The sequence below is a fragment of the Saccharopolyspora elongata genome (assembly GCF_004348985.1).
GTDB classification, from domain to species: Bacteria; Actinomycetota; Actinomycetes; order Mycobacteriales; family Pseudonocardiaceae; genus Saccharopolyspora; species Saccharopolyspora elongata.
In genome coordinates, this window is sequence record NZ_SMKW01000028.1 from 54,302 (window position 1) to 77,691 (window position 23,390).

7 protein-coding genes are annotated in these 23,390 nt (G+C 71.2%); 2 read left to right on the forward strand and 5 right to left on the reverse strand.

Annotated elements, in window-relative coordinates; all coding sequences use genetic code 11:
• Positions 1–21 precede the first annotated feature (21 nt).
• The 5 genes from E1288_RS21345 to E1288_RS21365 form a co-directional block, all read right to left on the reverse strand.
• The gene (locus E1288_RS21345) at positions 22–357 is read right to left on the reverse strand and encodes a hypothetical protein (protein ID WP_132487785.1); all 336 of its coding nucleotides are present in this window, start codon (positions 355–357) and stop codon (positions 22–24) included.
• Positions 354–563 (reverse strand): DUF5988 family protein, encoded by a 210-nt coding sequence (locus tag E1288_RS21350; protein WP_207954474.1) that lies wholly within the window; start codon positions 561–563, stop codon positions 354–356. Before E1288_RS21350 ends, E1288_RS21345 begins: the two co-directional genes overlap by 4 nt.
• Before the next feature lie 161 nt (positions 564–724).
• Entirely contained in the window at positions 725–1,477 is a 753-nt protein-coding gene (locus tag E1288_RS21355; RefSeq protein WP_132487787.1) for a thioesterase II family protein, read from the reverse strand.
• Between the two features lie 14 nt (positions 1,478–1,491).
• Positions 1,492–2,919 (reverse strand): acyl-CoA carboxylase subunit beta, encoded by a 1,428-nt coding sequence (locus tag E1288_RS21360; RefSeq protein WP_132487789.1) that lies wholly within the window; start codon positions 2,917–2,919, stop codon positions 1,492–1,494.
• A gap of 364 nt (positions 2,920–3,283) precedes the next feature.
• Entirely contained in the window at positions 3,284–4,231 is a 948-nt protein-coding gene (locus E1288_RS21365) for a quinone oxidoreductase family protein (RefSeq protein ID WP_132487791.1), read from the reverse strand.
• Between the two features lie 290 nt (positions 4,232–4,521).
• Here E1288_RS21365 and E1288_RS21370 point away from each other — a divergent pair, with 290 nt between their 5' ends.
• Positions 4,522–5,145, forward strand: a complete 624-nt coding sequence (locus E1288_RS21370; RefSeq protein ID WP_132487793.1) for a hypothetical protein — start codon at positions 4,522–4,524, stop codon at positions 5,143–5,145.
• Positions 5,146–5,257: 112 nt separating this feature from the next.
• Positions 5,258–23,383: a type I polyketide synthase gene (locus E1288_RS47995; protein WP_456320505.1), complete on the forward strand. Its 18,126-nt coding sequence runs from the start codon at positions 5,258–5,260 to the stop codon at positions 23,381–23,383.
• Positions 23,384–23,390: the final 7 nt, after the last annotated feature.

Consider the following 23,390-nt stretch of genomic DNA (forward strand, 5'->3'; position numbering starts at 1 on the left):
TCCCCCGATCTCAGGCGCAGGTCACCAGATGATCCGGGTCAGATCCGCGCAGGACAGTTCGAGCGTCTCGAACGGCGCGCCGGGCCCGCGACCGTTCCACTGCACGGGCATGACTCCCGCCAGCGACCAGGAGGCCAGCGGCGCGCGCTCCGGGCCGAGCATCGTGATCTCGCCGATCGACTTCTCCGGGCGGCTGCGCAGCCAGTCCAACATCGCCGCGGCACGGCCGGCCTGCGGGCGGCTGAGGACGACGACGACGGTTCCGGCTTCCAGGCCCGCGCAACTGGTGAACACGCCGAGGTCGCGATCCCCGATGCGCACCTCGAAGAGGCCGTCGAGCCCGTCCGATCCCGTCATTCCGCGACCTGCGTCCGGTACGCCCAGCGGAACACCGGGAGGTTCGAGTCGCCGACCTCGCGGTAGTCCTCGGTCCGCTCGAAGTGGTCGTACCCGTTCAACCGCCGGATCTTGATCCGCTCGGCCAGATCCACCTCCGCGGCCGTCACCTGGGTCGGGATCCCGACCGGGCCGCCTTCCAGGATGACTTCCCCATCACCAGACACGTCGGTCTCCTCCTGCCGAATCGAGCAGATCACCGATGCAACCGAACTCAAAGTTGTTTCCCCACAACGAAGTCTGTCGACATGGTCACGGTTTCTCAATAATTGAGCGGCATTTTCACACCTGTGGGCGTGATCCGGCCGGGGGCCGGCGCGCAAGGGATTCACACGGAATCGGGCACCTTCAGCCGCTGGTCGAGCACCGCGAGCACCTCCGCCTGGTGCTCGACCAGGTAGAAGTGCCCGCCGGGGAAGACGCGCAGGTCCACTTCGGCGTCGGTGTGCTCCCGCCACGCTTCGGCTTCCGCCAGGGTGACCTTCGGGTCGTCGTCACCGAGCAGCACCGTGATCGGGCAGGCCACCTTCGCCCCGGCCTCGCCCTGGTAGGTCTCGGCCGCGCGGTAGTCGCTGCGAACCGCGGGCAGGATCATGCGCAGCAGCTCGTCGTCGCCGAGCACGCCCGCAGCGGTCCCGCTCAGCTTCCGCAGGTCCGCGACGAGCCCGTCGTCATCGCTCAGGTGCACCCACTCGTCCCGGTGCGTCGACGGTGCGCGGCGGCCGGACGCGATCAGCCGGATCGGCGCGACCTCCATGCGGCGCGCCACCTCGAAGCCGACCGCCGCGCCCATGCTGTGGCCGAAGAGCGCCAGCGGGCGATCCGCCCACGGCCGCAGCTCGGCGGCGAGCCGGTCCGCGAGCTCACCGATGTCGTCGATGCAGCGCTCCGCCAACCGGTCCTGGCGGCCGGGGTACTGCACCGACAGCACCTCGACCCGCGGCGCGAGCGCGCGGGACAGCGGGAAGTAGAAGCTGGCCGAGCCGCCCGCGTGCGGCAGCGCGACCAGGCGGACCCCGGCGTCGGGCGCCGGGTGGAAGCGGCGGATCCACAACTGGCCGCCGCGTGCTGGAACAGTCACCGTTCTTCCTCCGGTCACAGCGGAATGTTGCCGTGGTGGCCGCGGCCGGCGACGGCCTCGGCGAGCGCGGCGGCGACCCGGCGCCGGGTGTCCGCGGGATCGATCACCTCGTCCACCACGCCGATGTCAAGCGCACGGCCGACGCCGCCGGCGAGGCGCTCGTGCTCGTCGACGAGCTCGGCCCGCAGCGCCGTCCGCAGGTCTTCATCGTCCACTGCGGACAGTTTCTTGCGGTGCAGGATTCCCACCGCCGCCTCGGTGCCCATCACCGCGACTTCGGCCTCCGGCCAGGTGAACACCGCGCTCGCGCCCAGCGCTCGGGAATTCATCGCGATGTAGGCACCGCCATATGCCTTCCGTGTCACCAGCGTCACCCGAGGCACTACGGATTCGGCGAAGGCGTAGAGCAACTTGGCGCCGCGGCGCACCACCCCGGCCCATTCCTGGTCCACGCCGGGCAGGTAGCCGGGCACGTCGACGATGACCAGCAGCTGCACGCCGAACGAGTCGCACATCCGCACGAACCTCGCCGCCTTCTCCGCCGACGACGAATCCAGGCAGCCGCCCTTGCGCAACGGGTTGTTCGCGACGACGCCCACGGTGCGCCCGCCGAGCCGGCCCAGGCCGGTGACCACGTTGGGCGCCCACTTCTGCTGCAACTCGTCGAAACCGCTGGCGGCATCGAGGATCTCGCGCACCAGCGGGTGCACGTCGTAGGCGCGGTTGGCGGCAGCCGGCAGCAACGACCGCAGATCCTTGCGCTCCGCCACCGCGCGCAGGTCGAAAGCGCCTTGCTGGGCGAGCAGGCCGGTGATCCGGCGAGCCCTGGTGTAGGCGTCCGCCTCCGAGTCGGCCAGCACGTGCGCGACGCCCGACTTCTGCCCGTGCGCCGCCGGACCGCCGAGCCCGGCCATGTCGACCTGCTCGCCGGTGACGCTGCGCACGACGTCCGGCCCGGTGACGAACAGCCGACCGTCGGCCGCCATGATCACCACATCGGTCAGCGCCGGCCCGTACGCTGCGGCACCGGCCGCGGGACCGAGCACGACCGAGATCTGCGGGACCCGCCCGGAAGCTCGGATCATCGCGGCGAACATCTGGCCGACGCCGTCCATCGACTCCACACCCTCGGCGAGCTTCGCCCCGCCGGAATGCCACAGCCCGATCACCGGGCACCGGTCCCGGACGGCGCGGTCGACGGCATCGACGATGCGCCGCGCCCCGTCCGCACCCAGCGCGCCGCCCATCTTGGTGGCGTCCGTGCAGTACGCGATCACCCGGGCACCGTCGATCCGCCCCGCCACCGCAGCCACCCCGCTGTCGTCCGGCAGGTGCAGCGGGGTGGTGGAATCGCTGTCGAGCAGCAGCGCCAGCCGCGCGACCGGTAGGCGGGGATCCGGGGCTCGTTCGGCGATCAGCCGCGGTGCGGCGGTGGCAGTCAACTTCAACCTCCCGGCTTCTGCGAGTCGTTGACCCGATCAGTCCTGCCGCCGGGGGATTCCGGCGAGGCACGAGCAGAACGCGCGGTTTCAACCGGAACCGCACCGGACTTCGCGAGGTGATCGGCGCCCGCCCCATCTTCGGGCATCGGGCACCGCCTCGCCGCGCGAATGCGAGCGAGTCCAAGAGCGGCGGCTAAAGGAAAAACCTCTTCACCGCAACAGGAAATCCCGTGCCGAGATCGTCTCCGGCGGCCCGCGTCCGGAATCGCGACTACCGCGAGGCGCCGGAACTCGTTCGTGCCACCGGGAAATCGGTCCACGACCACCGATCGGGGCGGCACCCGCACGATCGTGGGCAGCGCCGTCAAGGTTCCAGCACGAGCTTGCCGCGCGTCCGCCGGCCGAGCATGTCCTCGTGCGCCCGCCGCGCCTCGCCGAGCGGGTACACGCCGCCGATCGCCGGGCGCAGCCGGCCGGCGGCGGTGAGGGCGAACAGCTCCGCCAGCGGCTCCCGGTACCTGCCGGGCAACGAGATCACCTGCGGCAGCCAGAACCCGCCGACCGCAACGGTGCGTTCGATGACCTGCGCCGTCGCGATCGGGGCGGGCAGCACGTGGGACGCCACGCCGTAGGTGACGATCCGCCCGAGCGGGGCGAGCGCGTCCAGCGCCGCGTCGAAGACCGCCCCGCCGGTGGCGTCGAAGATGATGTCCACCGGCCGCCCGGCGTTGGCCTCGACGACCCGGTCGCGATATCCCGCGGCCGCGCCGTCCACGGCGACGTCGGCGCCGACGGCCATCGCGAAAGCCCGCTTGTCGGGGCTCGACGCCGCGGCCACCACCCGGCCCGCCCCGAACAGCTTCGCCAGCTGGACCAGCAGCGATCCCACCCCGCCCGCGGCCGCGTTCACCACCACCGACTCGCCGGGGACGATCCGCGCGCAGGTGCGCAGCAGGTGCCAGGCCGACAGGCCCTGGACGCCGAGCGCGACGGCCTGGTGGTCGTCGACGCCGTCCGGGACCTCGGCGACGAACGGGGAGGACGTGACGACCAGCTCGGCGTACCCGCCGCCGTCCATCATGGCGAGGACGCGCCGCCCGTCGGCGGTGCGGCCGACCACCTCACCACCCGGGACGTAGGGCAGCTCTACCGGCTTGAGGTAGGAATTCGCCGTGCACATGGTGTCCATGTAGTTGACGCCGGCGGCGCTGACCCGGATGGCCACCGCACCGTTGCCGGATGCCGGATCCGGCACTTCTTCCTGTACGAGCACTTCCGGCCCGCCGTACCGGGAAATCTGGATGGCGCGCACCGCATCTCCAAGCGCTGTGCTGCGATCACGGACCACCCAGGACTACCACACGGTCCCCCGCTGGGCGCACCAGAACGGATCACCTCATCGAAAGACTGAAAACCATTGCGCCGCAACAATATATGAAGCGATCTCGGCATCATCATTGCGAACCGTAATCGCCCTTCCGGGCAGGACAACGAAGACGAGTGAGCTGCCTTCTCGATCGGGCATGATCGGTCGAGAAACCGCCTTGGGTGCCTTAGAAATGGGGCGGATCTCCCGCATTCACCCCGGAAGGAGCCCCTCCCATGAAGGCCCAGACCCCCAGCAACGCGCCCCGGCCGAACGAGAAAGCCGCGCCGCTGATCGGCCGTCGGGGCAAGTGGGTGTTGGCGAGCCTCTCCGCCGGCCTGCTGGCCGCCGGAACGCTGGTGGTCTCGAGCGGGCCGACCGCGCTGTCCGCGGCGAACGTCGACGAACCGGTGCACGGCGAATCGTGCAGCGGAACCGCGACGCTGAAGATCACGCCGGGCCTCAAGCGGACCGAGCAGGAGATCACCTTCAGCTACGTCGAGGGCGGGCACAGCGGGCGGTGCGTCTCCACCCTGCCGATCACCGGCACGAAGGCCCACGAGGTCGAGGTCAAGGGCAAGGGCGACTGCGAGTCCGCGATCGTGTGGGTGAAGGACCGCGTGCGCTGGACCACCCACGACCAGTCCGAGCGCACCAGCGTGATGGAGTTCGTGAGCACGTTCCAGATCGCCGGGGACGTCATCATCGAGCGGTCGGTGGGCCGGGTCACCGAAGGCGAGCTCAAGGGCCACATCATCGAGAACAACACCATCGGCCGGATCGACCCGGCGAAGTGCGACTCCCCGGAAGGCCTCACCGAGATCACCCTGACGGGTCTGTACAACACCAGCCTCGGCTGAGCACCTGCGCCCGGCCCCGGAACCCGCGTGTTGAACGAGCCGACAGGGAGTTCACTTGGTACCCGGATCTGACCGCGCAGGGATAGGAGATCGTTCGGCCGCCGATGACGGGATCGCCGTCATCGGCGCCGCATGTCGGCTCCCGAAGGCAGCGGACATGCGCGCGTTGTGGCGGCTGCTGCGGGACGGCGGCAGCGCGATCGCCGACGCACCTGCCGACCGCTGCGGCCCCGATGCGTCCGGGGCCACCCGCCGGGGCGGGTTCCTCGATCGCGTCGACGGCTTCGACGCCGACTTCTTCGGCATCTCGCCGCGCGAGGCCCGCGCGATGGATCCCCAGCAGCGGCTGGTCCTGGAGCTGGCCTGGGAGGCGCTCGAAGACGCCGGGCTCGTCGCGGACCGGATCCGGGGCAGCCGGGCCGGCGTGTTCCTCGGGTGCGCGGCCGACGACTACGCGACCCTGCTGCACCGCCGCGCGCCGCGGGCGATCGGCCGGCACACCTCGACCGGCTTGCAGCGCGGCATCATCGCGAATCGCGTGTCGTACGCCCTGGGGCTGCGCGGCCCGAGCATGGTCGTCGACAGCGCGCAGTCGTCGTCGCTGGTGGCCGTGCACCTCGCCTGCGAGAACCTGCGGTCCGGGGAGACCGACCTGGCGCTGGCGGGCGGTGTGAACCTCATCCTCGCGCCGGAGAGCTCGGAGTGCGTGGAGGAGTTCGGCAGCCTGTCTCCCGACGGCCGCTGCTACACCTTCGACGCCCGCGCCAACGGATACGTGCGCGGCGAAGGCGGCGGCGTGGTCGTCCTCAAGCCCCTATCGCGGGCGGTGGCCGACGGCGACCCGATCTACTGCGTGATCCGCGGCGGAGCGATCAACAACGACGGCGCTGGCGACGGCCTGACGGTGCCCGATTCGTTGGCACAGCGGGAAGTCATCCGTGCGGCGTACGCGGCGTCCGGCGTGGACCCGGCGGAGGTGCAGTACGTCGAGCTGCACGGCACGGGCACGAAGGTGGGCGATCCGGTGGAGGCCTCGGCGCTCGGTGCGGCGCTGGGCGCCGCCCGGCCGACCGGCTCTCCCCTGCCGGTCGGCTCCGCCAAGACGAACGTCGGGCACCTGGAGGGCGCGGCGGGCATCGTCGGCCTGCTCAAGGTGGCGCTGGCCATCCGGCACCGCATGCTGCCGCCGAGCCTCAACTTCGAGACGCCGAATCCCGCTATTCCGCTGGATTCCCTGAACCTGGCGGTCCAGCGGGAACTCGGGCCGTGGCCCCGGCCGGACCGGCCGCTGACGGCGGGCGCGAGTTCCTTCGGCATGGGCGGCACGAACTGCCACCTAGTCATGACGGAGCCGCCGGCCACGGAGACCGACGCGCCCGGCGACATCACCGGCACCGTGCCCTGGCTGGTTTCGGGGAAGACCCCGGAAGCGCTGTGCGCGCAGGCGGCCCGGCTGCACGCACACCTCCGCGAGCACCGGGAGTGGTCGCCGTCCGACGTGGCGTGGTCGCTGGCGACCACGCGGAGCCAGCACGCGCAGCGCGCCGCGATCCTCGGCAGCGACGAAGAAGAACTGCTCGCCCGGCTGGAAGAACTCGCGCGGGGCGGTGAAGGTCCGGGGCTCGTGCGCGGCGTGGCGACGAGCGGCAGCAGCGTCGCGATGCTGTTCTCCGGGCAGGGCAGCCAACGGGCCGGGATGGGACGCGAACTCCACCGCACCTTTCCCGAATTCGCCGAAGCTTGGGACGAGGTGTGCGAGCACCTCGATCCGCTGCTCGGCCTGGACCGCCCGCTCACCGAGGTCGTCTTCGCAGGCAGCCAGGACGCCCTGAACGAGACGCTCATCGCGCAGCCCGCCCTGTTCGTGCTCCAGGTCGCGCTGTTCCGGCTGTTCGAGGTGCACGGCATCGGCGCCGACTTCCTCATCGGCCACTCCGTGGGCGAGCTGAGCGCGGCGCACGTCTCCGGCATCCTCACCTTGCCCGATGCGGCGACGCTGCTCGCCGCCCGCGCGCGCCTCATGCAGTCGCTGCCGGCCTCCGGCGTCATGGCCGCCGTGCAGGCGACCGAAGCCGAACTCGCCCGGTCCCACCCCGAACTCGCCGACCCGGCGAGCGGTGTGGCCATCGCGGCGCTCAACGCGCCGGACAGCACGGTGATCTCCGGCGAGCCCGAGCCGGTGGACGCGATCCTGCGGCATTGGGGTCAAGCAGGCCGCCACGTCCGGCCGCTGCGCACCAGCCGCGCCTTCCACTCACCGCACTGCGACGCCATCCTCGACGAGTTGGAGTCGACCGCGGCACGGCTCACCTACCACCGGCCGCGCATCCCGATCATCTCCACCCTGACCGGTGATCGCAGCGATGCGATCACGACGCCGGGCTACTGGGTGCGCCAGCTGCGCGATCCCGTCCGGTTCCACCCGGCGCTGACCTGGCTCCACCGCAACCACGAAGCGACCCACCACCTGGAGATAGGCCCGGGTACGACCCTCACGACGCTCGCGCGCGAGGTGCACGGCAACATCCCGGCCATCCCGGCGCTGCACCCGGACCTTCCGGAACCCGAGAGCGTGCTGACCTGCCTCGCCCGCGCGCACGCGACCGGCGTTCCCGTCGACTGGACGGCTCTGCTGCCCGCAGGCCGGCGGATCGACCTGCCGACCTACGCCTTCCAGCGGCGGCGGTACTGGCTGGATGAGGAGGCGACCGACGACGAGGCGGTCGCGGCGCCCGCGGCCAAGAGCGAGCAGGACCCGCTGGAGCTCGTGCGCTCCCAGGCCGCCGTCATCCTGGGGCATTCCTCGCCCGAGGACGTCGAACCGCGACGCACGCTCCGCGAGCTCGGCTTCGACTCGCTCGGGACGGTGGAGCTGCGCGACCGTCTCTCCGCCGCCACCGGGCTCCGGCTGACGACCGCTGCGCTCTACAGCTACCCAACGCCCGTCGAACTCGCCGATCACCTGCGCGCGGAGCTCGCCGGGGCCGGTGGGGAATCGACCGCGGTCAGCACGTCGGCCAGCGATGAGCCGATCGCGATCGTGGGCATGGCCTGCCGCCTGCCCGGTGGCGCGCGGTCGCCGGAGGACCTGTGGCGGCTCGTCACCTCCGGTGCGGACGCGATCTCCGGGTTCCCCACCGATCGCGGCTGGGACCTGGACGCCCTCTTCGACCCGGATCCGGCCGCGGCCGGCAAGTCCTACACCCGGCAGGGCGGATTCCTGCACGACGCGGCGGCCTTCGATCCCGCCTTCTTCGGCATCAGCCCGCGCGAAGCGCTGGCGATGGACCCCCAGCAGCGGCTGCTGCTGGAAACGTCGTGGGAGGCGCTGGAGCGCGCCGGGATCGATCCGGCGGCGCTGCGCGGCACGTCCACCGGGACGTTCGTCGGCGCGACCGCGCAGGACTACGGGCCTCGCCTGGACCAGTCCGGCGAGGGGCATGCGCTGACCGGCACCACGCCGAGCATCCTGTCCGGGCGGATCGCCTACTCCCTGGGCTTGCACGGCCCGGCGGTCACAGTGGACACCGCATGCTCGTCGTCGCTGGTGGCGATGCACCTGGCCTGCGAATCGCTGCGGTCGGGCGAGTCGGGCCTGGCGCTGGCCGGCGGCGTGACCGTGATGGCCACGCCCGGCATGTTCGTCGAGTTCAGCCGCCAGCGCGGGCTCGCGCAGAACGGGCGCTGCAAGGCGTTCTCCGCCGACGCCGACGGAACCAGCTGGGCCGAAGGCGTCGGAGTGGTGGTGCTGGAGCGGCTGTCGGAGGCCGTGCGCAACGGCCACCGGGTCCTGGCGGTGATCCGGGGAAGCGCGATCAACCAGGACGGCGCCAGCAACGGCCTGACCGCGCCGAGCGGACTTGCCCAGGAGCGGGTGATCCTGCAGGCCTTGGCCAACGCCGGGCTCACGCCCGCAGACGTCGACGCCGTGGAAGCCCACGGCACGGGCACGGCGTTGGGCGATCCGATCGAAGCCCAAGCGCTGCTCGCCACCTACGGCAAGCACCACAGCCCCGAACGGCCGGTGTGGCTGGGATCGCTGAAGTCCAACATCGGGCACACCCAAGCAGCTGCGGGCGTCGCCGGTGTCATCAAGATGGTGCAGGCGCTCCGCCACGAAGAGCTGCCCGCCACGCTGCACGCCGACGAACCGTCCCCCCACGTCGACTGGAGCAGCGGCGCCGTCGCACTGCTCGATCAACCCCGGCCGTGGACCGAGGGCGAACGGCCGCGTCGCGCCGCCGTCTCGTCGTTCGGCATCTCCGGCACCAACGCACACCTCGTCCTCGAACAGCCGCCGACCGCGTCCACAACGGACGCCCCGATCTCGACTACGGATTCGGGCGCCGTGCCGTGGATGATCTCCGCGAGAACGCCGGAAGCTCTTTCATCGCAAGCAGAACGCCTGCTTTCCCACCTCGGTGACCGGGACGACTGGACCCCGGCCGAGGTGGCTCGGTCGCTGGCCACCACCCGCACCGCCTTCGCGCACCGGGCTGCGATCGTCGGCACCGGCCGCGAGGAATTGCTGGCGGGACTGGAAACCCTCGCCCGTTCCGAGGACGCTTCGGACATCGTGCGAGGCATCGCCGCAGACCAGCCGAGCCTCGCCATGCTGCTGTCCGGCCAGGGAAGCCAGCGACCCGGCATGGGCCGTGGGCTGCACGAAGCGTTCCCGGTGTTCGCCCGCGCCTGGGACGACACATGCGCGCACCTGGACCCGCTGCTGGGTCTGGACCGACCGCTCACCGACATCGTGTTCCACGGCGACGACGCCGAGGTGGAACGAACACTGGTCGCTCAGCCTGCGCTGTTCGCACTGCAGATCGCGTTGTTCCGGTTGCTCGAACACCACGGCATCGTGCCGGATCACCTCATCGGCCATTCCGTCGGCGAGCTCACCGCCGCGCACCTGGCCGGGGTGTTCTCCCTGCCCGACGCCGCCGACCTGCTCGCCGGGCGGGCCCGGTTGATGCAGGCGCTCCCCGCGCACGGGGTCATGGCCGGGATCCAGGCAGCGGAGCAGGAACTCCTCGACGCGCACCCCGAGCTCCGCGATCCGCGCAGCGGCGTCTCGATCGCCGCGGTCAACGCCCCGCAGTCGACCGTCGTCTCCGGTGATCCCGACGCCGTCCACGCCATCGGCGAGCACTGGCGCGGGCAGGGCCGCACCGTCCGGGACCTGCACACCAGCCGCGCTTTCCACTCGCCGCACTGCGAGCCGCTGCTCGACGAGCTCGAACGCATCGCCAGCGCGCTGACCTTCCACCCGCCGAAGATCCCGATCATCTCCACCGTCACCGGGAACGTCACCGACGAGCTCACCACCCCGGCCTACTGGGCACGCCAGGTACGTCGACCGGTCCGCTTCGCGCCTGCCCTCGCCTGGCTCCACGAGCACCACAACGTCACCCATCATCTGGAGCTCGGGCCCGACGCGACCCTCACCACCCTCGCGCGCACCACGCGCGACACACCAAGCCACCCCACCTTGCGCGCCGGCACCGACGACGTGACCGCCTACGTCGCCGCCCTCGCCGGTGCCCACGCCACGGGCCTCCCGGTCCGCTGGCCCGCGCTCCTCCCGCCGAGCCGGACCGTCGACCTCCCCACCTACGCCTTCCAGCACCAGCGGTACTGGCTGAACGCGGAACGGTCGGCCGGACCCCCCGAGGCGCTGGGGCTGGCGAGCACCGGGCACCCGCTGCTAGCCGCACGCGTCGACATGCCGCAGACCGGCGAGACGGTCTTCACCGGGCGGCTCTCGCTCGAAACGCAGCCGTGGCTGGCCGACCACGTCGTCCAGGACACCGTGCTGCTCCCGGGCACCGCGCTACTCGACATGACGTTGCACGCGGCCGCGCAACTCGACTGCACCGTCGAAGAACTCACCCTCCACACGCCGCTCGCGTTGCCCGCCCACGGGCACCTCGCGCTGCGCCTGACGATCGCGCCGGAGAGCGAGTCCGGAAATCGCGATGTCACCATCCACTCCCGCGAGTCGGCCGACGACGAAGCCCAGGACTGGGTTCAGCACGCTGCGGGTGCTTTGAGCGTCGACGCGCAACGTCCTCGGGGTGACTTCCCGGAGACCGCGCCGCCGGAGCACGCCACGCCGGTGGATCTGGCCGATGCGTACGACATCTTCGGCGACCGCGGCCTCGACTACGGGCCAGCGTTCCAGGGGCTCCAGGCCCTGTGGGAGGACGGCGACGACCTGTACGCCGAGGTCACCTTGCCCGAAGAAGCCGGCGCAGGCGGCTGGGCGATCCACCCCGCACTGCTCGATCCGGCGGTCCAGGCGGCCCTGCTGCCGAGGCTCGGCGACTCCCAGGACGCGCTCCTTCCCTTCTCCTGGAGCGGAATCCGGCTCCACCAGCGGGGCGCGCAACGCCTCCGGGTCGGCATCCGGCCGGTCGGTTCCGGCACGATCCGCATCGCCGCCGCGGACGAGACCGGCGATCCCGTGGCCGAGATCGAGGCCCTGACCCTGCGGCCGGCCGCGACCACCGGCGGCCGGGACGCCGAGCTGCTCCGTCTGAAGTGGACGCAGCTGAACGCGGATCTGCACGCGGACAGCGGTGATCCGCGCCCCGATGTGGTACTGGCCGACTTCCGCGCGATCGATCCGCCGGAGGACGTCCCGGCGTGCGTTGCGCGAGTCACCCGGGAAGCGCTGGATCAGGTGCAGAGCTGGTTGTCGGACGGCGCGGAGACGCGTCTGGCGTTGGTGACGCGGGGCGCGGTGGCGGTGCAGCCGGGAGAGGTTCCGGACCTGGTCACCGGCCCGCTGTGGGGTCTGCTGCGGGTGGCGCAGAACGAGCACCCCGACCGGATCCTGCTCGTCGATGCCGACGCGCACACCGATCACGACGGGCTGCGGCAAGTCGTCGGCGTTGCCCTGCACCAGGGTGAACCGCAGATCGCGGTGCGCGGCGATTCGCTGTTCGTACCCCGGCTGACGCGCGCCCAGGAGGTCCTCACGCCGCCCGAGGGCCGTGCGTGGCGGCTGGACGTGACCGACCGCGGCAGCATCGACAACCTCGACTTTGCGGCATTCGAGGCGGCCGAGGCGCCGCTTTCGGCTGGTCAGGTCCGGGTCGCGGTGCGGGCCGTCGGGTTGAACTTCCGCGATGTGCTCAACGCCCTCGGCATGTACCCCGGCACCCCGCCGCTGGGCATCGAGGTCGCCGGCGTCGTCACCGAGGCCGCCTCCGATGTCGATCACCTGTCGGTCGGCGACCGGGTGGCGGGCATGCTGCCCGGCGCGATGGGCCCGCTGGCGGTCGGCGATCATCGGGTGTTCGCCCGCGTACCGCAGGACTGGACTTTCGCCCAGGCCGCCGCCACGCCCGCGGTGTTCCTCACCGCGTACCACGCCCTCCACCACCTCGCGCGGGTCCAGCCCGGGCAGCGCGTGCTCGTGCACGCCGCAGCGGGCGGTGTCGGCATGGCCGCAATCCAGCTGCTCCAGCACTACGGCGCCGACATCTACGCCACCGCACACCCGGGCAAATGGGCGACCCTGCGCGAACTCGGCATCCCCGCAGATCACATCGCCTCGTCGCGCACCCCGGATTTCGCGACGCAGTTCCCCTCAGTCGACGTCGTCCTCAACTCGCTCACCGGCGATCTCCTCGACGCATCGCTGGAACTGCTCAAACCGGGTGGGCACTTCGTCGAACTCGGCAAGACCGACCCCCGAGACCCCGCCGAACACCCCGGACTGCACTACCACGCCTTCGACCTCACCGAAGCCGATCCCGGCCACCTGCAGGCCATGCTCGGCGACCTCACCCGCCTGTTCGCCAGCGGCGCCCTAGCCCCGTTGCCGGTGACCGCCTGGGACATCCGGCAGGCCCCAGACGCCTTCCGGCACCTCAGCAACGCCCGCCACACCGGCAAACTCGCACTCACCATCCCCACACCATCCAAACCTCACGGCACCATCCTCATCACCGGCGGCACCGGCGCCCTCGGCACCACCCTCGCCCGCCACCTCGCCGCACAACACCCCGGACACCTCCTCCTGGCCAGCCGCCGAGGCCCAGCAGCACCGGGAGCGGCACAGCTCCGGGACGAGCTGCGAGCGCTTGGGGCGGACGTCAGCATCACGGCCTGCGACTTCACCGATTCCGCTGCCGTGCAACGACTTCTCGACACCATCCCGGCCGACCGGCCGCTCACCGGCGTCGTCCACGCCGCCGGCGCCCTGCACGACGCCCCGGTACACGCGCTCACCGCCGAGCAGCTCGCCGCAGTACTGAAATCCAAAGTGGACTCGGCCTGGAACCTGCACCACGCCACCCGGCAGCACGATCTCGCGTTCTTCGCCCTCTACTCCTCCGCCGCCGCACTGTTCGGCAACCCCGGCCAGGCCAACTACGCCGCCGCCAACACCTTCCTCGACACCCTCGCCGAACACCGCCACACCCAAGGGCTTCCGGCGCACTCGCTCGCCTGGGGACCTTGGAGCACCGACCGCGGCATGACGCAGCACCTCACCCCCGGCGAGCGGGAGCGCATGGCGGACATCGGGATGCACTTCCTCGATCCCGGCGAGGCGCTCCGCCTTTTCGACCAGGCCGGCGGCAGCCCGGACCCGTACCTGGTGCCGCTCCGCCTCGACAACAAGCGCCGGCCGGTCGCACTGCTGAGCGACCTGGCTCCCGGCCGGACCCGAACGCGGCGGGCAGCGGCACCGTCGTCGTTGGCCGGTCGCTTGGCGGCCGTGCCCGAGGCGCAGCGCCACCGCATGGTGCTGGAGCTCGTCCAAACCCACGCCGCTGCGGTGCTGGGCCACTCCGATCCGGCGAGCATCGACGCGCGGCCGAGCTTCAAGAGCCTGGGGTTCGACTCGTTGACCTCGGTGGAGCTGCGGAATCGGCTCGCCGCCGCCACCGGGCTTTCCCTGCCGCCCGGACTGATCTTCGACCACCCCACGCCCGGGACGCTGTCCGACCGGCTGTGCGCCCTCCTGCTCGCCGATCGCCCGAAGACCCGGCCCGGCCCGAGGACGACGCGGCGCGCTGACGACGAGCCGATCGCCATCGTCGGCATGGCCTGCCGGCTTCCCGGCAGCGTGCGTTCGCCGGACGAACTGTGGCAGCTGGTCGCGGCCGGCGGCGACGCCATCACCGGCTTCCCCACCAACCGCGGCTGGAACCTGGATGACCTCTTCGACCCGGACCCCGACGCGTCGGGGAAGTCCTACGCCCGCCACGGCGGGTTCCTGCACGACGCCGACCAGTTCGACCCCGCGTTCTTCGGTATCAGCCCGCGCGAAGCGCTCGCCATGGACCCCCAGCAGCGACTCCTGCTGGAAACCACCTGGGAGGTCCTCGAAAACGCGGGCATCGACCCCGACGAGCTGCGCGGCAGCCCGACCGGCGTCTTCGTCGGAGCGATCCCGCAGGACTACGGGGCGCGGCTGCACAACGCGGCGAAGGACGTGGAAGGGCACGTCCTGACCGGCACGACCTCCAGCGCGATCTCGGGGCGCGTGGCCTATCTGCTGGGGTTGGAAGGCCCGGCGGTGACCGTGGACACCGCGTGCTCGTCGTCGCTGGTGGCGATGCATCTGGCGTGCCAGTCGCTGCGGTCGGGCGAGTCGAGCATGGCGCTGGCAGGCGGGGCCACCGTGATGGCCACGCCCGGGATGTTCATCGAGTTCAGCCGCCAGCGCGGGCTCGCACGGGACGGCCGCTGCAAGGCGTTCTCCGCCGACGCCGACGGCACGAGCTGGGCCGAAGGCGCCGGGGTCGTAGCACTGGAACGCCTCTCCGACGCGCAGCGCAACGGCCACCGCGTTCTCGCCGTGATCCGGGGTAGCGCGGTGAACCAGGACGGCGCCAGCAACGGCCTCACCGCACCCAACGGACCGTCGCAGGAACGCGTCATCCTGCAAGCACTGGCCAACGCCGGGCTCACCCCCGCCGACATCGACGCCGTCGAAGCCCACGGCACCGGGACCTCGCTCGGCGACCCCATCGAAGCCCAAGCCCTGCTGGCCACATACGGCCAGAGCCACACCGCCGAACGACCGGTGTGGCTCGGGTCGCTGAAGTCCAACATCGGCCACACCCAGGCAGCGGCAGGCGTCGCGGGCGTCATCAAAATGGTGCAGGCGTTCCACCACGACGAACTGCCCGCGACGCTGCACGCCGACGAACCATCGGCACACATCGACTGGAGCGGCGGCACTCTCGCGCTACTCACCGAGCCGCAGCCCTGGCCGGAAACCGACCGGCCACGCCGCGCCGCCGTCTCCTCCTTCGGCGTCTCCGGCACCAACGCACATCTCATCCTCGAACAGGCGCCGCCAGAAGAGTCCACATTGGACGACGACTCTGCGGAAATCATCGTCGGTACTGGTGATCTGGTTCCGTGGGTGGTCTCCGCCAGGACGCCCGAGGCCCTCGCGGCGCAAGCAGCACGGCTGCACGACCACTTGGCGCAGGACTCCGGTTGGACGCCTTCGAACGTGGCATGGTCGCTGGCCACCACCCGTGCCGCGCTCGAGCACCGAGCCGTGGTCCTCGGGCGCGACCGGGACGAGCTTCTGAACGAGCTGCATGCCTTGGCCCGCGGCGAGGTCTCCCCCCGGCTCATGCAGCGCACCGGCCCCATGACGCCGGACCCGGATCGCGTGGTGCTGGTCTTCCCCGGCCAGGGCGGCCAATGGCCCGGCATGGGCCGCGAACTGCTCGACACCAACCCCGTCTTCACCGCCGCCCTGGCCGAATGCGATCAAGCGTTGTCGCGGTATCAGGACTGGTCGGTGACCGACCTGCTCCGCAACGGCAACGCCTTGGAACGGGTCGATGTCATCCAACCCGCGCTGTTCGCCGTCATGGTCTCCCTGACCCGAGTCTGGCAATCCCATGGAGTACGACCAGCCGCCGTCGTCGGCCACTCCCAAGGAGAAATCGCCGCCGCACACATCGCAGGCGCACTCGACCTCGACCAAGCCGCACGCATCGTCGCCCTGCGATCCCAGCTGATCCGCACCCACCTCGCCGGACACGGCAGCATGCTCTCCACCGCACTCTCCGTCAACGACCTCAAACCCCATCTCGACGAACGCGTTTCGATCGCCGCGATCAACAGCCCCACCGCCACGGTGCTCTCCGGCGACTCCGACGCCATCCACCACCTCCACGCCACACTCACCGACCAAGGTGTGCGATCCCGCGTGCTACCGGTGGACTACGCCTCCCACAGCCACCACGTCCAGAACCTCCGGCAGCCGCTGCTGGAACGACTCGCCGGACTCACCCCGCGAGCCGCCGAAATCCCGTTCCACTCCACCGTCACCGGCGAGGCGCACGACACCACCGGACTCGACGCCGAGTACTGGTACACCAACCTCGCCACCACCGTCGAATTCCACCGCACCATCACGCGGCTGAACGCCTCCGGGCACCACACCTACCTCGAACCCAGCCCGCACCCCACGCTGACGCACCACATCAACACCATCGCCGCCGACGCGACCAGCGCGACCACGCTGCACCGCGACCACCCCGGCCGGGACACGCTCCTCGCCAACGCCGCGCACCTCTGGGCCAACGGCACACCCATCGCATGGCAGGCCGTCCTGCCCGCCCGCGAGCGCATCGCCCTCCCCACATACCCGTTCCAGCGCGAACGGTTCTGGCTCGCACCGAACACCACCCGCATGGCGGAAAGCGAGGTCACCCGCCGCCCCAAGCGCGACACGACATCCACCGCCAAGCTCCGCCAGCAGCTCGCCCAGCTCCCCGAGCACCAACGGCACACCCACCTCCTCGACCACGTCATCCGGCACGCCGCCGCCGTCCTCGACTACGCCGATCCCGACTCGATCCCCACCCACCACACGTTCCAGCAGATCGGCTACGACTCCGTCACCGCGATCCAGCTCCGCAACCAACTCGCCGCCACCACCCGGATCTCCCTCCCCGCCACCCTCATCTACGACCACCCCACGCCCACCCAGCTGGCGGACCACCTGCTGGAACTGCTGCTGGGCGAGCCGAGCGCCCGGTCCACACCGGACTCCGCGCCGATCGACGAGCGCGAGCCGATCGCGGTCGTCGGCATGGCGTGCCGGCTGCCGGGCGGTGTCGCATCGCCGGACCAGCTCTGGGACCTGGTCGCCTCCGCCACGGACGCGATCTCGGACTTCCCGGCGAACCGCGGCTGGGACCTCCAGCGCCTCTTCCACCCTGATCCCGACAACCCGGGGACGACGTACTGCCGGCAGGGCGGGTTCCTGCTGGACGCGGCGGAGTTCGATCCGGCGTTCTTCGGCATCAGCCCGCGCGAGGCGCTCCCCATGGATCCCCAGCAGCGCCTGCTCCTCGAAACCACGTGGGAAGCGATCGAGAACGCCGGAATCGATCCGGCAACGCTCCGCGGCACCGCGACCGGGACCTTCGTCGGAGCGACCGCGCAGGACTACGGTCCGCCGCTGCACCAGGTGGCACCGGATTCCTCCGGCCACGCGCTCACGGGCACGACACCGAGCGTCATGTCGGGGCGGGTCGCCTACACCCTCGGGCTGGAAGGCCCGGCGGTCACAGTGGACACCGCGTGCTCGTCGTCGCTGGTGGCGATGCACCTCGCGTGCCAGTCGCTGCGCTCCGGCGAGGCGAGGCTGGCGCTGGCCGGCGGGGTGACGATCATGGCGGCTCCGGGCATCTTCCTGGAGTTCAGCCGCCAGCGGGGCCTGGCGCGGGATGGGCGCTGCAAGGCGTTTTCCGCCGCAGCGGACGGCACCACCTGGTCGGAAGGCGTCGGGGTCGTGATGCTGGAGCGGCTCTCGGACGCCCAGCGCAACGGTCACCGCGTGCTGGCGGTGATCCGCGGCAGCGCGATCAACCAGGACGGCGCCAGCAACGGACTGACCGCACCCAACGGTCCTTCCCAGGAACGCGTCATCCAGCAGGCGCTCGCCAACGCTGGGCTCGCACCCGCCGACATCGACGCCGTCGAAGCCCATGGCACCGGAACATCGCTGGGCGACCCCATCGAAGCGCGGGCACTGCTGGCCACCTACGGCCAGCATCACACCGCCGAACGTCCCTTGTGGCTGGGATCGCTGAAATCCAACATCGGCCACACCCAAGCAGCGGCCGGAGTTGCGGGCGTCATCAAGATGATCCAGGCCCTCCAGCACAACCAGCTGCCCGCCACGCTCCACGCCGACGAGCCCTCGACCCACATCGACTGGAGCAGCGGTGCGCTCGCGCTGCTCACGGAGTCCCGGTCCTGGCCGGAAGACGACCGGCCGCGCCGGGCCGCGGTCTCGTCCTTCGGTGTATCCGGCACCAACGCACACCTCATCCTCGAACAGGCACCACCGAACGAGTCCACAAAGGACTTCGTCGGTTCGGTTCAGGTGCCGTGGATGATTTCCGCGAAGACACCGGACGCCCTGACAGCGCAAGCGGAACGGCTGCACACCCAGCTCCGCGACCGGGACGACTGGACGCCCGCCGAGGTGGCCTGGTCACTCGCCACCACCCGAGCCGCCTTCGAACACCGCGCCGCGATCCTGGGCTCCGACCGCGAGGAATTGCTGGCAGGGCTGGATGATCTGGCCCGTGGCCGGGACGCGGACGGGATCATCCGCGGTTCGGCGACGAGCCGCCGCAACCACGTGGCGATGCTGCTGTCCGGGCAAGGCAGCCAGCGCCCAGGCATGGGACGCGGCCTGCACGAGGCGTTCCCGGTGTTCGCCGAAGCCTGGGACGAGGCATGCGCACACCTAGACCCGCTGCTCGGACTGGACCGGCCACTCACCGACATCGTCTTCCACGGCAAGCCCGACGAAGTCGAAGACACGCTGATCGCGCAGCCAGCGCTGTTCGCGCTGCAGGTCGCCTTGTTCCGTCTGCTCGAACACCACGGCGTCACCCCCGACTACCTCATCGGCCACTCCATCGGCGAACTCACCGCCGCCCACCTCGCGGGCGTACTCACGTTGCCCGACGCAGCGCGCCTGCTGGCCGCGCGGGCCCAGCTGATGCGCACCCTGCCCAGCACCGGGGTGATGGCGAGCATCCAGGCCGGCGAAGACGAACTCACCGCTGCCCACCCCGAACTCCTCGACCCGGACAGCGGCGTGTCCATCGCCGCGATCAACAGCCCACAGTCCACGGTGATCTCCGGCGACCCCGGCCCGGTGCGAGCCATCACCGAGCACTGGCGGGATCAGGGCCGCACCACCCGGGAACTGCACACCAGCCGCGCTTTCCACTCGCCCCACTGCGAGCCGCTGGTCGACGCGCTCGAACAGACCGCCCGGGAGCTGACCTACCACCCGCCGACGATCCCGATCGTCTCCACCGTCACCGGGACCATCACCGACGACATCGCGACTCCGGTCTACTGGGCCCGGCAGGTCCGGCGGGCCGTCCGGTTCCACCCCGCGCTCACCTGGCTGCACCAGAACCACACCGTCACGCACCACATCGAGCTCGGGCCGGACACCACGCTCTCCACCCTCGCCCGGACCACCCACGACACGCCCAGCCACGCCACCCTCAAGCCCGGCACGAACGACACCACCGCGTACCTCACGGCTCTGACCTGCGCGCACACCACCGGACTCGGCCCGCGCTGGGCCACCCTCCTGCCCCCGGCCCGGACCTTCGACCTGCCCACCTACGCCTTCCAGCGCCAGCGGTACTGGCTCAACCCGACGGCTTCCACCGGAAGGCCCGAGGCGCTGGGGCTGGACAGCAGCGGGCACCCGCTGCTGTCCGCGCGCACCGATGTCCCCGACACCGGCGAGGTGATCTTCACCGGGCGCGTCTCGCTCGACGACCACCCCTGGCTCGCCGACCACGTCGTCCAGGGCACCGTCCTGCTGCCCGGCACCGCGTTCCTCGACATGGCGCTCCACGTCGCCACCGAGCTCGGGCATCAACTGGACGACCTCACCGTCCTCACGCCCCTCGAACTCCCGGAGCACGGCCACATCGCGCTCCACGTGACCGCCACGCCCGTTGACGACGACGGCAGGCGGAGCCTGTCGATCCATTCACGCGGTGAGGGCGAGTCGTGGACCCGCCACGCGACCGCCACCGCCAGCAGCGTCGAGGGCGACGATGCACCGGACCTGACGGTCTGGCCTCCGGAAGGGGCGGTCGCCGTCGACGTCGGCGATCTGTACGACGTGCTCGCCGGGCACGGCTTCGACTACGGCCCGGCGTTCCGCGGCCTGCACTCCGCCTGGCGGCTCGGCGACGACATCTACGCCGAGGTCGCATTGCCCGACGAGAACAGCACGCAGGGCTGGACGGTCCACCCCGCGCTCCTCGATGCCACCCAGCACGCCGCCGTCATCGGCGACGACCGGGGCGACGGCCGAACCCGACTGGTCTTCTCCTGGGCGGATGTCCGCCTCCACCTCGCCGGTTCGTCGCGGCTTCGCGTCCGGCTGCGCCACATCGGCGAGGACGCCATGGCGCTCGCCATGGCCGACCACACCGGGCGCCCGGTGGCGACCATCGGGTCGTTGACCCTTCGGCGGTCGACCGGCGGGCGCAGCGGCGAGCTGTTCCACGTCGATTGGGTGCCGCACTCCGCCGAACCCGGCGACGAGGCCCCCGAGGCGCTGGTGCTCGACTACCGGTCGCCTGCGGGCAGCGGGTCCGTTCCGGCCCGGGTGGAGAGCCTGGCGCAGGAGGTCCTGGGGCGGGTGCAGGAGTGGCTGTCGGATCCGGAGCAGCCTGCGACCCACCTGGTAGTGGTGACCCGAGGCGCGGTGGCGGTGCATCCGGGTGAGACGCCGGACCTGGTCACGGGGCCGTTGTGGGGCCTGCTGCGGGTGGCCCAGAACGAGCACCCGGATCGCATCCTGCTCGTCGACACCGACGATCTTTTCCAGCAGGACGTGCCGGATCTGCTGCGGAAGGCCATCGCCTCGGGCTCGTGGCAGCTGGCGCTGCGGGGAGGTGCGATGTTCGCGCCCCGCTTGAGCCGCGCCGATTCCCGGCAGGAGCTGACGCCGCCCGGAACCGGTGCTTGGCGGCTGGACGTGACCGAGCGCGGCAGCATCGACAACCTCCACCTCGCGGCGTTCGCGGACGCCGAGGCGCCGCTCGCGGCCGGTCAGGTCCGGGTTGCGGTGCGGGCCGTCGGCGTGAACTTCCGCGACGTCCTCAACACCCTCGGCATGTACCCCGGCACCCCGCCGCTGGGAATCGAGGGCGCCGGGGTGATCACCGAGGTCGCCGGGGATGTCGGGGACCTGTCGGTCGGCGATCGGGTGTGGGGCATCCTGCCCGGCGCGATGGGCCCGCTCGCGATCACCGACCACCGGCTCCTGGCGCCGGTGCCCGACGGGTGGAGCTTCGCCCAGGCCGCCACCGCCCCCGCGGTCTTCCTCACCACCTACCACGCCCTCCACCACCTGGTGGGAGTCCAACCAGGACAGAAGGTCCTCGTGCACGCCGCCGCGGGTGGCATCGGGATGGCCGCGATCCAACTGCTCCAGCACTACGGCGCCGACATCTACGCCACCGCCCACCCCAGCAAATGGGCAACCCTGCGAGAACTCGGCATTCCCGCAGATCACATCGCGTCCTCCCGCACCCCGGACTTCGCCACGCAGTTCCCTTCGGTCGACGTCGTGCTGAACTCGCTCACCGGAGAACTGCTCGACGCTTCGCTGGAGCTGCTCACACCCGGCGGGTACTTCATCGAACTCGGCAAGACCGACCCCCGCGATCCCGCCGAACACCCCGGTCTGCACTACCACGCCTTCGACCTCACCGAAGTCGACCCGACCCACCTGCAGGCCATGCTCACCGATCTCACCGCGCTGTTCGATCAACGCCGGCTGACCCCGCTGCCGCTGACCACGTGGGACGTCCGCCGGGCTCCGGAGGCGTTCCGGCACCTCAGCAATGCCCGCCACACCGGCAAACTCGCACTCACCATCCCCACCGCGCCCGACCCGCGTGGCACCATCCTCATCACCGGCGGCACCGGCGCCCTCGGCAGCGTCATGGCCCGGCACCTGGCCACCCGCTACCCCGGCTGCCGCCTCCTGCTCGCCGGCCGTCAGGGCCCGGCCGCGCCCAACGCCGAGAGCCTCCGCGGCGAGCTGACCGCGCTCGGAGCCGCTGTCACCATCGCGGCCTGCGACATCACCGACGCCCGCCAACTCACCGAGCTGGTCGACGGCATCCCCGCCGAGCACCCGCTGACCGGCGTCGTCCACACCGCAGGCGTCCTCCGCGACGCACCAGTGCACGCGCTCACCGCCGAGCAGCTCACCGCGGTCCTGGAATCCAAAGTGGACACCGCTTGGAACCTGCACCATGCCACCCGGCAGCAGGACCTCGCGTTCTTCGTCCTCTACTCCTCCGCCGCCGGATTCCTCGGCAACCCCGGCCAGGCCAACTACGCCGCCGCCAACACCTTCCTCGACGTCTTCGCCCGATACCGCCGCATCCAAGGGCTTCCCGCTCACTCACTCGCGTGGGGACCCTGGAACACCGGCGACGGCATGACCCAGCACCTCACGCATGCCGACCAGCAACGCATGGCGAACACCGGCGCCCTGCCGTTCGGACCGGAGGACGGGATCCGCCTGTTCGAGGAGGCGCTCGGCAGTTCCGAGCCGATGTTGCTGCCGATCAAGCTCGACCCGAAGGCGCTCCGGCGCCACCAAGCCCCCGCGTCGCTCGCCGGCCGAATCCCCGAGCAGCGCAGGGAGACGCAGCCGCGGAACACCGAGCCGCTCACGGCCCGGTTGCAGGGGATGCCCGAGCAGCACCAGCACCGCACTGTGCTGGAAGTCGTCCGGATGCACGCCGCCGCCGTTCTAGGGCACGCCGGTTGCGACGCCATCCCCGCCGATCGCCCGTTCCTGGAGCTCGGTTTCGACTCGCTCACCTCGGTGGAGCTGCGCAACCGGCTCGCCACGGCCACCGACCTGCGGCTGCCCACCACTCTCGTCTTCGAGCACCCGACGCCGCACAAGATGGCCGCGCACCTGCGCGCCGAGCTGATCGGCGGGGATGGCGACGCCACGTCCGTGCTGTCCGCGCTCAGCCACCTCGAAGACGTCCTGGCGACGATCCCCTTGCACGCCGATTCGCGGAACGAGGTCGTGGCGAGGCTGACCGCGCTGCTCGGGACCCACCACGGCGAGCGCGTCACCGCCGACGACGCGATCGACTCTGCGTCCGACGAGGAGATCTTCGAACTCATCGACCGCGACCTCGAACAGTCCTGACCCGAGC

Bases quoted from the DNA above. Each gene is read 5' to 3' on its own strand.
- E1288_RS21345 (WP_132487785.1), bottom strand. From the start codon at position 357: ATGACGGGATCGGACGGGCTCGACGGCCTCTTCGAGGTGCGCATCGGG.
- E1288_RS21370 (WP_132487793.1), top strand. From the start codon at position 4,522: ATGAAGGCCCAGACCCCCAGCAACGCGCCCCGGCCGAACGAGAAAGCC.